The organism is Vibrio sp. CB1-14, assembly GCF_040412085.2.
Taxonomy (GTDB): Bacteria; Pseudomonadota; Gammaproteobacteria; order Enterobacterales; family Vibrionaceae; genus Vibrio; species Vibrio chaetopteri.
Map to the genome: position 1 here is coordinate 42,478 of NZ_CP115922.1, position 12,711 is coordinate 55,188.

Consider the following 12,711-nt stretch of genomic DNA (forward strand, 5'->3'; position numbering starts at 1 on the left):
GCGAGAAACGCCTGTTGTTTGCAAGCCAACACTACTCAACATCTAGGAGAAAATCATGAAAACGATTATCGACCAAATCCATCAGCCAGAATTTGGTAAACAAGTTCTCGCGCACCTTGAGCGTCGCTTTAACACGGGACCCGATAACGGCGATGAACTTATCGGATACGCTGGTGGCGCAGTCGCAGCACAAGTGATTGAGCTGCTCGGACTCGACATTCCAGTAGCATACAACGATTTAGATGTATGGCGATTCAAACCTCATGGTGAGTTTGCCAACTCTAAAGTATTCAGCTATCAACGCATGATAAATGGCTATGGTGTCGAAAGCATCTACAAGACCGGCTACATCATCAATGGAGTCAAACGTGAGGGGCTAATCAATACCATGACGGTCAACACACGCTATATGTGCGAGTTAGTCAATGGTTTCGATATCAACTCAATCGCTGTGGGTGTGACCTATACTGGTGAGCTGGTATATACAAAAGCGTTTGAGTCATTTCTGTATCGACCACAACTTAAAGTACAGACTTACTGCACGCCAAGCCATAGCTTTATCCGCTTACTCAGCAAATCCAAAGATTTGGGGCTGCCGATAGGCGATGGCGAGATTGACAGGCTAATAGACTGTCTATCCATAGAAGAGGAGCTTAGGCTTAAAGAGCGCGTAAAGCGCTGTGTTGGTTTGTTTGGTTATGAGAAAAAGTGCCGTCTTCTCAGTGTCATGTCCAAACAGGAACTGCATAAACTAGGGATAAAAGTCGAGCCGACAGTCATACGCCTTCGCCCACGTGGTTCTTGGAGTGTAAGACATGTCGCTTACGACCCTATGGCCGACAAAAGCAGAACGCGGTGCTTCTTCCAGCTAAAGCTGGTACGACCGAGAAACATCGTTGAGCGAATTGGCCGAGACCATAGTGAATACGACCGTGCAAAAATTGCAGAGCGTCTAATTTACATGAGAATGCACTTTCCGATGAACCTGCCAATAGCGTTATCGATACCAAACTTCGATGATTGGCAGCTTGTCCGTCTTTGCGCGTCTAACTTCTCAGGTTCGACAGCTGAGATGTGGACTCGTTATAGAGAACTGTCTTATCGACATCCTGAAATTAGTAGCCACGAAGTTAATTCTGGAAATACATTGGGAATGTTTGTAAGAAACCTGACCTGGCTTGAGAATCACTGTCCAATATTGATCGGCATGATTGCTGGGCAAGGTAGGCCAACTCAAGGAGAAATTGTACCCAAACAATTGGCTCACTGGGAAAGACTGCCGCTCAAAGAGCTGTCACAACACGCAAAGAGCTTCATGGAATCAATGAAGGAGACTAAACAAAACCATAGCATCGTATCGCTCTCATCAGAAATCGAACTCAGTTCGCTTACTGAAGGGAAGTGCGAGGAGATGTGCACCGAGTACGATCTCATCGCACTTGGAAACGAGCAGAGGCATTGTGTGGGCGGCTATTTTCACCGACTTCAGCACTCAGCTGACATGATATTTAAATGTGTCACTAGCGAAGAGGTCACAACGCTCCACATAACACCCGTCTATTGCGAGCTGTTGTATTCGCTCTCATGCTCCGAACAAAAACCCATCATAAGTAGTAGGGCTCTTAACGCTGGTGGTTACATCAAGGAATACCGGATTGAACAGCATATGGGGCATCGAAACGAGAAACCGACACAAGCAAACTGTCATCTCGCTACTTCGATTCTTCAACGCGTCAATCAGTATTCATCTCATTTGTATAGCCTCGGAGCGCTAGCACAGGCTTCTTAATATCTATGACTAATTACGCTCTGGTTCGCCAGAGCTTTTTTTTGGATGCCATTTTGGCTGCTTAAATGCAGTTTCTCTCCCCTTCGCCTCACTACACTCACCTCATCCACCAGAACAGTTGGATCGCCACATTTGTGGCTACAACAGTTCTACCCAGTTGTCGTGCTGCCAAAACGACCGTTCTATCACTAGAGCGCCGCCGCCTGTTTCAGGCAATAACCACTTACGTTTAGTAAAAAACAGAGGTCCCTATGACCCCTTTAACTTGCAGCTGCTGCGGCAGCTTATTCAATGGCATTCAAGAAACCACGCATGACGATGGCTATGGCACCTGTTCACACTGCGTGACAACCGTCATCGAGCCAAAGATCAATCAAGAATTGGACAAAATCGTCACCGTTCTTGAGCAACGTGGTAGCAAGGATTTTCTTGAATCTTTCACAGCAAAAGACCAAGTGCAAAAGCGCCAATTCGCACTCAAATGTGTAGAAAAAGGGCTGATTAACTGGTCTTTCGGAGGCTAACATGCAATTAGAAACCAAAGAAATGTCACCTGTTGAGCAATCCTATTACGGATCGCATATTGGACAACCCATTAACGGTCGAATCCAGATAGTCGACGGTGAAAACACTGTGTTTGCAAGAGGTGTTGAAGGGGAGATGATCCTCTCTGACAAAATCACGCAACGTTCAACGTTAGTCAACGTGCTAAATACTGCTGAAGTACTGCCACGCGATACCTTAGCGGTAACACGAGACATTGCGTTCGAGCATGGTCTTTCTGACGGTGAACTCGTATCAATGTACCTCATCGAAACAGACACATTCCAACTAATGATGAAACGCATCATGAAATACTCATAAGGAGGCTGACATGTTTGCAATTCATTACTTAACTGCTGTTGCCTTCGACCCGTTGGCAACTACAAAAGAAATCGCTCTGAACGTTTTAAAGTGGTTCCTATTCACCGACCTCTTGTCGGCTTGTGTAGAAGGTCTTCTCTTTGGAGAAACATTTAGCCACCCATTTGATGTTGTCAGAGTATTCGTATTTATACTTTACGGCGCATTCGCAACCCATCGTGCTTGTTTCTATAACGATACGAGCTATTTGGATGCATAGGAGGGATCATTATGTTGCTCGATACCTTCATAAGAAATCCAGAGTCTTTTAACCATATTCAAAACGCAGCGGACTTTAAGCAATATTTGGAGAGTAACCTCGCCATTATTGAACAAAACGAAGGCTTCTATGCGTTTCCCTACCCTGATGACTTTGCCTGGATGGCGCTAGCAATTTATCGCTGTTTCACGGTCACACGTCAACAGGTGGAGGTGTTTTACCATGAATGCCTTGGATATGGCGTATTGATTGACGCAGAGCTTGATGGCGCTGTACTGCAATACTGGTTCGATAGTCAGCAAATTTGCTCAGCAAACTCCTATCCCGCAATCCATGCCAAAGACGGATGGAGAAAGGTTCAAGAAAGTGCATTACTGGAGAAAAACTTCCATGCGCTTCACGAATCCCTACTCAATGAGCTCAATAGACCGGAACTGTACTTTGTTGATGACGACTTTCGTTACTCAGCACTGGATGGTTCGAAGATCTCAAAAACCTATTATGAGTCGTGGTTTTGCACCGGCATCTTCACTCTATGGGTAAACAGCGCAGTCGATGTACTGTTGGGCGATGTCCCTGCAGAGCACGGGAAAATCTTGGAGGTACTCAATGGACATTGATGCTTTTGAGAGCTTTGTCCGCAACCCTTTTGGGTTTGTGCACATACAGCCTTTGCTGGAGCATGAGGAAGACTCTCGAGTTTTTCTAAATGAGCTTATTCAAAACGTCATCTCAACCGAAGGTGATGTATTGCATGGCTTTTCTGGCTCAGAAACTGAGCTAGCAATCGGCGTTACACACCTTTTCAACTGCTTACGCTACAAATGCACCCTCCACATGGTGAATAGCGCATTTGTCATTAGCCTGAAAACCGCAACGCCTAAATCTGGTGAAACCTTTACCGTCATTGACCGGGAAGGGATTCGCAAACAAAACCACCCTCTTCCATGCATCATCAAAACCACACCTCCGTGTTGGTTTCATCAAATGATGGTGAGTGAAGAAGAGCTGTTTGCCACTAATGTATTGGCATTTACTGAAGGAGAACAACGCTACAGTGCGCTTGATGGTTCAGTCATTACAGACGAGTGCTACTTTTCCAAATGGTTCTACACGGCGCTTGTCGTGAGATGGTTTCGAGAAATCGTAACCCTCTAACCACCACCCTTAACACCCACCAGGGCTCACACCCCTGCGGGGTGACCCTTTCACTCTAAAGGGAGTACAACATGGGATTTTTTTCGTTTCTAACAACCGATACTAATGAATCTATTCGCGCTCAAGATACGTGCGATGTCTTTCTGCTCAAAAGTACCGGCAACCACGCCCATGCCACCTATTACGATGGCTACGGAAACTTCACCACCGATCAAGGTATCATCAACGTGTTTCATTGGCTTTCGCTAACGAACCTCAAGAGTGGTCATCTCGCGACACTCTCCGATGATGAGCTCACTACCATTGGGATCCTGATGAGCCCAGATTGTGGCCATTACCTGATGGATGCAAAAGGCGTCGTGTATGTTTGCCAATTACATTGGAGCGAAACCGCGATTGAAGCCTTACTTGAGGATAAAGAAGTTCATGGGTTTCACACGTTCGCGGCCGATATCGTTATCGATGGTGTCACTGCATCAGTCAATTGTCATGAAAGCTCTGGTCGGTTGACTCGTCATGAGTATGTGCCTAAACATCCATTAAAGATTGCACGAAATCGTCGTTCTTACGATGCATGCCTGCCATCGACCAGCTGTCCGCATCAGGGGTTTTTCTATGATTGAACAAGACCTGTTCGCGCTGGTGGATGAGCTAAAAGAGCTCGAGACTAAACTGCAGCAATGGCAAACACAACGACCTGAGTACGCAGTGCAATACGCTGCTCAATATACCGGTGTTTGTCACGCGAGAGTCAATCTCGAAATGATCTTGGAGCGATATGTCAAACGGCCTATCACAATTGATTCACAGCCTCTTCCTTCTAAGGAAAAGCTTAACCTTCACCTCAACCCCAAACCATAGCCAGCATCTGCTGGACTGGTGACAGATCCCACCTCTGACGCCAGATCGTTAACTACCCAAAGCTCACCTTTGGGTGGGCTAAGGATCTGATATGAAAGACGTCATTGACTACACCGATTGCTTCGAAGGATCGCTACTTGCCCAAGGCAAGGAGAGAAACTTTCTAGCACTTTATCGCTGTAACCCACAAAAGCGCAACGACGGCAAAGTTGGCACCTTTGAACTTCTCTATCGCTCATTGAGCGCTGACTGCCAGCACGAACGTGATGAAGCGTGGTGCCTGGTGCAATACGCCGAAGTCAATATCTTCCAGAAAAAGGAAATTGGCGCGCTCTTGAAAGAGATCAACAGCGACACCCAAGTGTCACTGTTCGACCACTTCGAGCTTTGGTAACCACCCAAAAATCCAAGACCTAGGAGGTCAACGATGGAACCCATTCTATGCAATGTAGAGGATTTTATTAGAAATCCCTACTCATTCGCGGCTCCCAGAAAACCTGAGAACCTAGCGTTTGTAGCAGAATTCCTAAGCGCAATCGATAACGGCTACGCAGTGAGAACACTGCCAACCGATTTTGAGCAATTCGCAAAGGAAGACCCACTGCTCTTTACCTCGGCGATTCAAGAGTTCCTCTCTCACGCCGGAGTGAAAAGCTCCATTTACTACTTCGATACGCCAGCGTTACCGACTTACGCCGTTATCGCAGAAGTAAACAACAATCGACTGTATTTCGACCTGTCTATGTTGCACTTCAACCCAGATTTGGGCGTGCCGCTCTTAGATGCATTGGACGATGGTGATTTACTCAGTCAATACAACAGCGCTATGAGCGACTATTACGACCAATTCGACATTGAAGAGTTAGTGTATGAAGTCGATGGGCAACATCACAGCGCGATCAGCGGAGAAGAGAAGCATCCCACTGACTTTTTAGACGATTACCTTGTCGGTATCGGCTATGGGTACTTCAAGCATCTCTACGTGAACTGGCTAGGCGCTAACGCCTAAGGACTATTTATGAATACTTTTTCACTAATCATCGCAATCAGCGTGCTGATTGTCGGTACCGCCATCGTCGGCGTTTATCAAGCACACGGGATTTGGGCGACCTTGTCCTTTATCACTATTACGTATATGGCCGCGAAAGTGACCGCGAAAGCAATGCTCAAAAAGCCCCGCAAAATACGGATAGGACATCGTGGTGTAACGGATGTGGTAATTGACCGCATCTGGTTAACCGTTGGCAAGCGCAGGATCATGTTATATCGAACTGCGGAGGTAACAACGAAGCAACGCCGTGGAAGAAAATACCCATGGCGCAGTGCGACGCTTGATGTCAAAACCATGAACTCGCTGAATGCCTCCATTCCTGCAGTGTTAGGTCGTGGGGATAAGTTCTTAACTGCTTACGGGCAGGCGTATGTGAACAAAGCGGACATTACCAGTGAATAGGAGTTGCCCATGGAAATGGTCAAAATCATTAAAGCTGCAGCCAAGCTGCGCGGTGATGAAGATGATATCGAGATGTCTGCCATGACCGCAGCTCACCTTTCGCTGCGTAACAACGGACTCTTGGCGTCATTTATCGAAACAGGAACCGATGGCAAGCCCGCGTATATCGTCAGCCTATGGCGTAGCACCACATACGACAGTGAGTCACTACCTCGAGGCATGCGTTATGCCTACCTCCCAAAACCCGTATTTGAAGAACTGTCAAATCCCGACATCAAGATCTTCAAATAACCTCAAACACCAACCAATGACGATTGGCGTCTTCGCTTAACCAGCGAGACGTTATTCGTCTTAGGAGTTGCTATGAATTTATACGTCAGAACCCAGGCGCCGCTTTGCGGTGCCTATGATTTGCGCGAGGCTTGTTTGGACGATTACCGCAAGGCAATCCCTGATGAAATCAAACTAGAGCTCGCAAAAGAACTACTGGAAGGGCAAATCCGCGAAAGCGGGCCGCTCACCAGCCCTGAGCTTATGAAAACATACATCTGCACCCATCTTTCTTGCAAAGAGCGGGAACACATGTTGGTGTTATTTTTTGATAGCGCACTTAGGCTTATCAAATCAGAAGTTATGTTTAAAGGCACGATAGATGCTGCATCTGTCTATCCGAGAGAGATAGTGAAAAGGGCACTGGAGCTAAACACAGCTTCCTGTGTACTGGCGCATAATCACCCCTCACAACACAGCTGTGAACCGAGCAACGCAGATCGTCGCGTCACTCGAAAAATAGCAGATGCGTTAGAAACCGTAGATATAAAGCTTACCGACCACATAGTGGTCGCGGGCAGTAATACCTGCTCTTTTGCAGAGCGTGGTTTTCTTTAACCCCATTATCCAAGCACTCCTAAGGGAGTGCTTCAGATTGCTGACGAACCCCGCTTTTTCAAGCGGGGTTCTTTTTTCTGAGCGGCCGTAGGCCGCGATCGCGATATTTTTTGTTAGATAGCGCTCTGAAATAAGTAGGGCTTAAATCGGCATACAGAGGTCAGTATTTGCCTTATTTGAGCTGTATTTAAGCCCATTTTTCGCAGATAGCTTACCACCAACGCTATCTTCTTGATGTTTTGAGCGGCAGCGGCTAACCAACATTGCATTTGCACTTTTGCGAGACCGCGGTAGCGCGCGTAACGGTGGCCATGGTGTTGTTTTGCATCGGCGAAGCTTCGTTCTACCGTTTCACTTCGCCTCCGATACGTCTTTTTTCCGTAGCAAGAGAGTCGCATTTGATTGGCTCGCTCCACCGCCTCACTATAGAGGTGACGCGTTATGACCTTCTGCATATTTTCGCTCTTAGTACAGTCGTCCCGAACGGGGCAAAACGCACATTGCTTTGGGTCAGAAGAGTATGAGCGATAGCCTGCGCGTGTTGTGGTTTTATAGATAAGTTCCTGCCCTTCTGGACAGCGATAGGTATCGGTCTCTTTTTGGTATTTGAAGTCTTTCTTCTTAAATTTGTTCTTAGTTCTTGATGGGCGGCGATATCCGAACACACCTAATAGACTGCGGCGCTCAAGTGATTCAGCAACAGGTGCTGTGAAGTAACCTGCATCGATACCAACTGCGATGGGGTTGAGGTTGAACTGCTCTAGTGTGTGGTCGAGACGACGGATATAGGGCTGTGAGTCATTCACATTCCCCGGTGTTGCGTATGTGTCTACGATGATACCGTGCTTGCCATCCACGGTTCGGTGGTCAAGATAGAAGAAGCCTTGAGGCTTATTGTCTCGCGTCATGAAGCCACTTTCAGGGTCGGTGGTGCTGACTTTGGTGTTTTTGATGTCTGTCTTTGGTGGAGTCTCTTTGAATGGCTTTTTACCTTCGGTTTCTCGGTCTGCGGCCACATCTTCATTTAGCATATCAAGATAAGCGCCTGCACTAACTGGGCGCAGACGATTCATGTGCTTGTTCTTGTTAGCATTGGCTTTAAGGTGTGTACTGTCAGTGAAGAGCTCTTGTCCTGCGACTAAGCCTTTTTCCATAGCCTGAAGCACTATGTTGTTGAAGATGCGTTCAAAGACGTCAGTACCATTGAAGCGTCGAATTCGATTCTGGCTTAACGTCGAAGCATGGATTACTTTTTCGGTCAGTGACATTCGTAAGAACCAACGATAGGCGACGTTCACTTCAATTTCTTTGACCAGTTGGCGCTCACTTTTGATGCCGAATAGGTAGCCAAGCAAAATGATTTTGAATAAACGGACAGGGTCTACGGGCGGGCGGCCGTTATCTTTGCAGTATAGGTGCGCCACTTCGTCTCTGATGAATTCGAAGTCGATGGCATTATCAATTTTACGAACAAGGTGATTCTGTGGAACGAGCTGTTCCATCGTGACCATTTCGAGTTCGTACTGCTGTGGAGAAGGTTCTTGAAGCAGTCTGAAGCACTCCTAAGGGAGTGCTTTTTGCATGCCGTATTGTCTCTGCATCGGTTCAGTACACCTTTTTGGCTGCTTAATCGAGCATCAAGCATTTCTCAAACTCTATTCTCACAACACCTCTTGAGTAATTTGGAACTGGCGCTATTGCGTCTACAAATCACTCAAACAGTTACCGTGCTGCCAACACGGTCGCCTTCGGTAACGATGGTGCACTCCTCTCCCTTTCGGGAATAACTCAGTCCTTAATCACATCGTGACATGGGCTAAATGCAAAAAAGGTAAATCCTATGCGTTCAATCAAAGTAAACAGCGGCCAGATTTCTGGTTTGATCACAAACATCCATCCACAACAAGGTGGTAAGTTCGTCGAGATACGCAACGACAACTACTACTGGAGTGGAGGCGATGAAAAAGTCATATCGTGTCAAATGATGCTTTACGTGCCAGACACCGAAAGTACACACGATACTCTCAAGCAAGGTGATTTTATCATCGCCAACGTAAGATATGAGAGTTATGACGTCCAAGGTAACAATAGTTCTACATTTAAGCAAAACAGCCTATTTGTGTATTCCATTGATACCTACATCCCATCCGAAATGGTGAGTAATACCTCTGACGCTCCGTGGTATCGCATCAGCTCTAACAAGTTCACACTCGGCGGGAACGTCGGAAATGTTGAGCAAAAAAACGGTAATAGCGGTGCTTGGAGCACTGTCACTATCGCGCTCAATCGTTCTTTCAAGGATGAAAGTGGTAACTGGCAAGATGCAGACCCTGTCTGGGCAAGGATCACTATCAACGGTTCACAAATGAAAACGCTGCCTCAAAAAGGCGACGCACTCATCGTTGATTGTGAACTCAAAACTCGCCCATTCGAAGACAAAAACCAAAACCAGGCAATGTCATACGACTTCAAGTTTTCTCGCGTTCTTCATCATGTGAAGAAGACCGAAATGGAAGCAATGAAGCAAGGTCAAGGTCACACACCAGTTCAACAAAATCCAACTGGCTCACAAAATGTTCCACAACAAAGTGGCGCAAATAACCGTTCTCCAGCAGGTCAGTTGCGTTCGCAACAGCCCGCTAGCCGTCCTAGTCAATACAACCAAGGACAGTTTGAACAATGACCAATCAATCATCCGAAGCCAAAAGACGCGTTCAGCGTCTTTTGCGTATTTCTCGCGGCCAAAGAGGCCGAAAGATAACCCGACATGCAAGAAAGCTTAGCCGCAAGGCAAAGCATCTTCCTAAACACTGAGCAACGCTCAACTCCTAATTAATAAGAGGCAAACCCTATGACTATGCAAGTCGATCAAGCGGCTGGCACAACTACGCCTGCTGAAAACACAGTCGATTATGACGAAATGGAACGCGTTTACGCACGTGACATCTTTAAGGGCATCATCAGCCCCAACAATAGCATCGTAATTGAACGACCAAAACACCGATGCGCCGGTGTGCCTACTGGTTCACCAACCTACATCCCAGATCTAGAGATTTTAAAAAACGCTCTAATGTGGTTTTGTAGCCCTATGCGCCCGGCCTTTTTTCACGGATACGGACCCACTGGGTCTGGTAAGACTGAATTTTGGACTTGGTTTTGCGACAAGATGAACTGGCCGTTGGCGATTGTCAGCGTCAATCCATCTTTAAGACCAGAAGCCATGCAGGGACGATGGGTACTCAAAGATGGTGAAACCATCTATGTCCTTGGTCCAGTAGCACACTGCATGAAACATGGTGGCGTTGTACTTCTGGATGAAGCGGATACAGGCTCGAAAGACTTCATCGCTAAGCTCCACTTACCCAGTGAAATGGGCAAGTCTTGGCTAATTGAAGATACGGGGGAGACGATTACTCCTCATAAGAACTATCGCTTCGTCACGCTCGGCAATACCGCAGGCTGTGGTGATATTTCTGGATTGTATCCAGCGACACAGCGCTGGTCTACGCCGTTTCGAAATCGAGCGTACTTGGTGCCCTTTGATTACCTAAAACCTGCTGATGAAGAGAAAGCCATATACTTAGCTTTTCCTCACTTGAAGAAGGGACACCGACACAGCGTCAAGCTATTACTCAAATTTGCTAATGCAATGAGAGATGCCATGTTGGGTTCAGATAGGAAAGGACAGCAGAAATCCTCTATATCAGTTGCGTTTTCAACACGCGCATTGATGAAGTGGGTGTACTACATCTGCTGTTACGGCAAGCAACCACCACGTTTGACTCTAGATTTGTGTTTTCTCAATGGTGTTACCGCCAAAGAAAAAGCCGATATAGAGATCGTCTTGAACCAGGTCTTCAACTCAGCCGATGGTCATTTTTTAGATGAACCATTCGGATGGTATGACGACTTGAAGACGAAGCAGCGTTCTGGCGCTCCGTCCGCTAACGGCTCTAGCCAACAAGGTAGCGATGAAGTTGATGTATCGTCGTTTGTATTTGAGATGTATCGCTTCACCGATTCGTCTTCAGACAAGGTCTGGGGTTGGGTCGTGGAAGACGGCACGCTCTACACCGTTGCTGGCGCAACCAAAGCAGCAAAACTGCGTCTCTACACCAAAGTGCTAGGTAGTAATCAAGAAGCGCAAAAAGAGGCTTCTAAACGCTTAAAAAGCAAGCAGCAAGCGGGTTACTCGTATACAGAGAATAAGGTCTTTACCAACGACCAGATCCTAAACTCCGGCGCTTAACTACTTATTCATTTACCCACAAGGGAGATCGTTTCCCTTATGGGGAGCGATCTTACTCAAACATCCTCGGAGGTTGTTATGAAAGATCCAAATGATACACAAACCCAAGAGATTGAGAACGCCATCAACAATGGTGCTGGAAATCTCTCAGCATCTGAAGCGAAACGATTGAGCGACGGGCTAGTGCTCGTCAATGTCGTTGTTTCCGGTCTGTCCGGAGAGAGAGTCCTTCAAGAGAGTAAAACGTTGGTCAACAACCAAGAGGTTGATGCAGACATTACTCGTAAAGGTGCCATTCAGTGGTTTCCAAAGGAGGAGCTAAAATTCTCCAAAATTATCGCAAGGCGCAGCCAGCGTGAAATCGATCAAATAGCTGTACGCTATGGTCGCCTTTCCGCTGTTCCTATTGGCGAGCTTACTCAGTTGTTGTCTATTTTAGACAAGCACAAAGCTGAGTATGACGCTGCAGTTAACGCGCTCGAACAAAACTACGATTCGCTCATGGATGGACACAAAGCAGCCCACCCAACCATGGCTTCTGAAATCGAAAAGGTGGCAATACAAAAAGACGACTTTGTAAGTCGCTTTAAGTATGAAGTACTTCCACCTATCGCGTTCAAAGCGTTTATGGATGAGCACCGTGAGGACACTGAAATCGTCATTAAAGATGCGATTTTGGCCGAGATCATGGAGCGTAGTAAATCAATCTTCGAAGAGAACAATGGTAAGAGCCTCATCCGAAAAAACGGTGTACGCCGCTTTTTAACCGATGTACGAGACTATGCCTACAACTTCTCTGATGGAAATCCGCTGCTCGAACGCATCGTAGATGACATCGATGAGACCATTTCCGATCTTGGTGGCGAAAAAGTCTACCGAGACGCTGAGGTCACCAAGTTTCTCGCGCTTGCCTACAACGCAAGCAAGCTTGAGAAGCTTGAGTCTTCGTTACTCATTACGCCCGAGCCCGAACCAGAGCCCGAACCAGAGCCCGAAGTACCAGATGAACCTTCACCTGGCGCAATGGCAACTGGATTTGGATTTGGTTTTTCCGCACCAGATACTCCTGCACCAGCAAGTGCGGAGAAAAAGCCTCAGCCTGTTGCTGATGCAACTCCCCCTACACCCGAGCCAGAAGGCGCGTTTTGCACCTTCGGCGACGCTGAATGGTAATCCAAAACTGAGGTGGC

General features: G+C 46.9%; 17 protein-coding genes. 16 read left to right on the forward strand and 1 reads right to left on the reverse strand.

What is annotated here, in order from left to right:
- Nucleotides 1–55: 55 nt before the first annotated feature.
- The 13 genes from PG915_RS24135 to radC all read left to right on the forward strand — a co-directional run bounded on the left by PG915_RS24135 (nt 56) and on the right by radC (nt 7,272).
- On the forward strand, nt 56–1,789 hold the full coding sequence (locus tag PG915_RS24135) for a hypothetical protein (RefSeq protein WP_353500362.1): 1,734 nt from the start codon (nt 56–58) through the stop codon (nt 1,787–1,789).
- 251 nt (nt 1,790–2,040) lie between these two features.
- Nucleotides 2,041–2,313 (forward strand): hypothetical protein, encoded by a 273-nt coding sequence (locus PG915_RS24140; protein ID WP_353500363.1) that lies wholly within the window; start codon nt 2,041–2,043, stop codon nt 2,311–2,313.
- Nucleotide 2,314: 1 nt separating this feature from the next.
- On the forward strand, nt 2,315–2,653 hold the full coding sequence (locus PG915_RS24145; RefSeq protein ID WP_353500364.1) for a hypothetical protein: 339 nt from the start codon (nt 2,315–2,317) through the stop codon (nt 2,651–2,653).
- A 10-nt stretch (nt 2,654–2,663) separates the two neighbouring features.
- A complete protein-coding gene (locus PG915_RS24150; RefSeq protein WP_353500365.1) occupies nt 2,664–2,912 on the forward strand; it encodes a hypothetical protein in 249 nt (82 codons plus the stop codon).
- Nucleotides 2,913–2,923: 11 nt separating this feature from the next.
- Entirely contained in the window at nt 2,924–3,532 is a 609-nt protein-coding gene (locus PG915_RS24155; protein ID WP_353500366.1) for a hypothetical protein, read from the forward strand.
- Nucleotides 3,522–4,070, forward strand: coding sequence for a hypothetical protein (locus PG915_RS24160; protein WP_353500367.1), 549 nt, complete (start codon nt 3,522–3,524; stop codon nt 4,068–4,070). Before PG915_RS24155 ends, PG915_RS24160 begins: the two co-directional genes overlap by 11 nt.
- Before the next feature lie 71 nt (nt 4,071–4,141).
- Entirely contained in the window at nt 4,142–4,693 is a 552-nt protein-coding gene (locus PG915_RS24165; protein ID WP_353500368.1) for a hypothetical protein, read from the forward strand.
- On the forward strand, nt 4,686–4,931 hold the full coding sequence (locus PG915_RS24170) for a hypothetical protein (RefSeq protein ID WP_353500369.1): 246 nt from the start codon (nt 4,686–4,688) through the stop codon (nt 4,929–4,931). Before PG915_RS24165 ends, PG915_RS24170 begins: the two co-directional genes overlap by 8 nt.
- A 91-nt stretch (nt 4,932–5,022) precedes the next feature.
- Complete coding sequence (locus tag PG915_RS24175) at nt 5,023–5,325, forward strand: hypothetical protein (RefSeq protein ID WP_353500370.1); 303 nt, start codon at nt 5,023–5,025, stop codon at nt 5,323–5,325.
- Between the two features lie 33 nt (nt 5,326–5,358).
- A complete protein-coding gene (locus PG915_RS24180) occupies nt 5,359–5,940 on the forward strand; it encodes a hypothetical protein (RefSeq protein WP_353500371.1) in 582 nt (193 codons plus the stop codon).
- 9 nt (nt 5,941–5,949) lie between these two features.
- Nucleotides 5,950–6,384 (forward strand): hypothetical protein, encoded by a 435-nt coding sequence (locus PG915_RS24185; RefSeq protein WP_353500372.1) that lies wholly within the window; start codon nt 5,950–5,952, stop codon nt 6,382–6,384.
- A gap of 9 nt (nt 6,385–6,393) precedes the next feature.
- A complete protein-coding gene (locus PG915_RS24190; RefSeq protein ID WP_353500373.1) occupies nt 6,394–6,675 on the forward strand; it encodes a hypothetical protein in 282 nt (93 codons plus the stop codon).
- Nucleotides 6,676–6,747: 72 nt separating this feature from the next.
- Complete coding sequence (radC, locus tag PG915_RS24195) at nt 6,748–7,272, forward strand: RadC family protein (protein WP_353500374.1); 525 nt, start codon at nt 6,748–6,750, stop codon at nt 7,270–7,272.
- A gap of 113 nt (nt 7,273–7,385) precedes the next feature.
- On the opposite strand, the gene PG915_RS24200 is transcribed toward radC, so the two are convergent.
- Nucleotides 7,386–8,822: an IS1182 family transposase gene (locus PG915_RS24200; RefSeq protein ID WP_353500429.1), complete on the reverse strand. Its 1,437-nt coding sequence runs from the start codon at nt 8,820–8,822 to the stop codon at nt 7,386–7,388.
- A 290-nt stretch (nt 8,823–9,112) separates the two neighbouring features.
- On the opposite strand from PG915_RS24200, the gene PG915_RS24205 reads away from it, so the two are divergent.
- From PG915_RS24205 to PG915_RS24215, 3 genes are all read left to right on the forward strand, one after another.
- Nucleotides 9,113–9,955, forward strand: coding sequence for a single-stranded DNA-binding protein (locus PG915_RS24205; protein WP_353500375.1), 843 nt, complete (start codon nt 9,113–9,115; stop codon nt 9,953–9,955).
- A 168-nt stretch (nt 9,956–10,123) separates the two neighbouring features.
- Entirely contained in the window at nt 10,124–11,521 is a 1,398-nt protein-coding gene (locus PG915_RS24210) for an AAA family ATPase (protein ID WP_353500376.1), read from the forward strand.
- A 78-nt stretch (nt 11,522–11,599) separates the two neighbouring features.
- Entirely contained in the window at nt 11,600–12,694 is a 1,095-nt protein-coding gene (locus PG915_RS24215) for a DUF3150 domain-containing protein (protein ID WP_353500377.1), read from the forward strand.
- The last annotated feature ends 17 nt before the right edge of the window (nt 12,695–12,711 follow it).

Coding starts and splice junctions, on each gene's coding strand:
- PG915_RS24135 (WP_353500362.1), top strand. CDS start 56: ATGAAAACGATTATCGACCAAATCCATCAGCCAGAATTTGGTAAACAA.
- PG915_RS24140 (WP_353500363.1), top strand. CDS start 2,041: ATGACCCCTTTAACTTGCAGCTGCTGCGGCAGCTTATTCAATGGCATT.
- PG915_RS24145 (WP_353500364.1), top strand. CDS start 2,315: ATGCAATTAGAAACCAAAGAAATGTCACCTGTTGAGCAATCCTATTAC.
- PG915_RS24150 (WP_353500365.1), top strand. CDS start 2,664: ATGTTTGCAATTCATTACTTAACTGCTGTTGCCTTCGACCCGTTGGCA.
- PG915_RS24155 (WP_353500366.1), top strand. CDS start 2,924: ATGTTGCTCGATACCTTCATAAGAAATCCAGAGTCTTTTAACCATATT.
- PG915_RS24160 (WP_353500367.1), top strand. CDS start 3,522: ATGGACATTGATGCTTTTGAGAGCTTTGTCCGCAACCCTTTTGGGTTT.
- PG915_RS24165 (WP_353500368.1), top strand. CDS start 4,142: ATGGGATTTTTTTCGTTTCTAACAACCGATACTAATGAATCTATTCGC.
- PG915_RS24170 (WP_353500369.1), top strand. CDS start 4,686: ATGATTGAACAAGACCTGTTCGCGCTGGTGGATGAGCTAAAAGAGCTC.
- PG915_RS24175 (WP_353500370.1), top strand. CDS start 5,023: ATGAAAGACGTCATTGACTACACCGATTGCTTCGAAGGATCGCTACTT.
- PG915_RS24180 (WP_353500371.1), top strand. CDS start 5,359: ATGGAACCCATTCTATGCAATGTAGAGGATTTTATTAGAAATCCCTAC.
- PG915_RS24185 (WP_353500372.1), top strand. CDS start 5,950: ATGAATACTTTTTCACTAATCATCGCAATCAGCGTGCTGATTGTCGGT.
- PG915_RS24190 (WP_353500373.1), top strand. CDS start 6,394: ATGGAAATGGTCAAAATCATTAAAGCTGCAGCCAAGCTGCGCGGTGAT.
- radC (WP_353500374.1), top strand. CDS start 6,748: ATGAATTTATACGTCAGAACCCAGGCGCCGCTTTGCGGTGCCTATGAT.
- PG915_RS24205 (WP_353500375.1), top strand. CDS start 9,113: ATGCGTTCAATCAAAGTAAACAGCGGCCAGATTTCTGGTTTGATCACA.
- PG915_RS24210 (WP_353500376.1), top strand. CDS start 10,124: ATGACTATGCAAGTCGATCAAGCGGCTGGCACAACTACGCCTGCTGAA.
- PG915_RS24215 (WP_353500377.1), top strand. CDS start 11,600: ATGAAAGATCCAAATGATACACAAACCCAAGAGATTGAGAACGCCATC.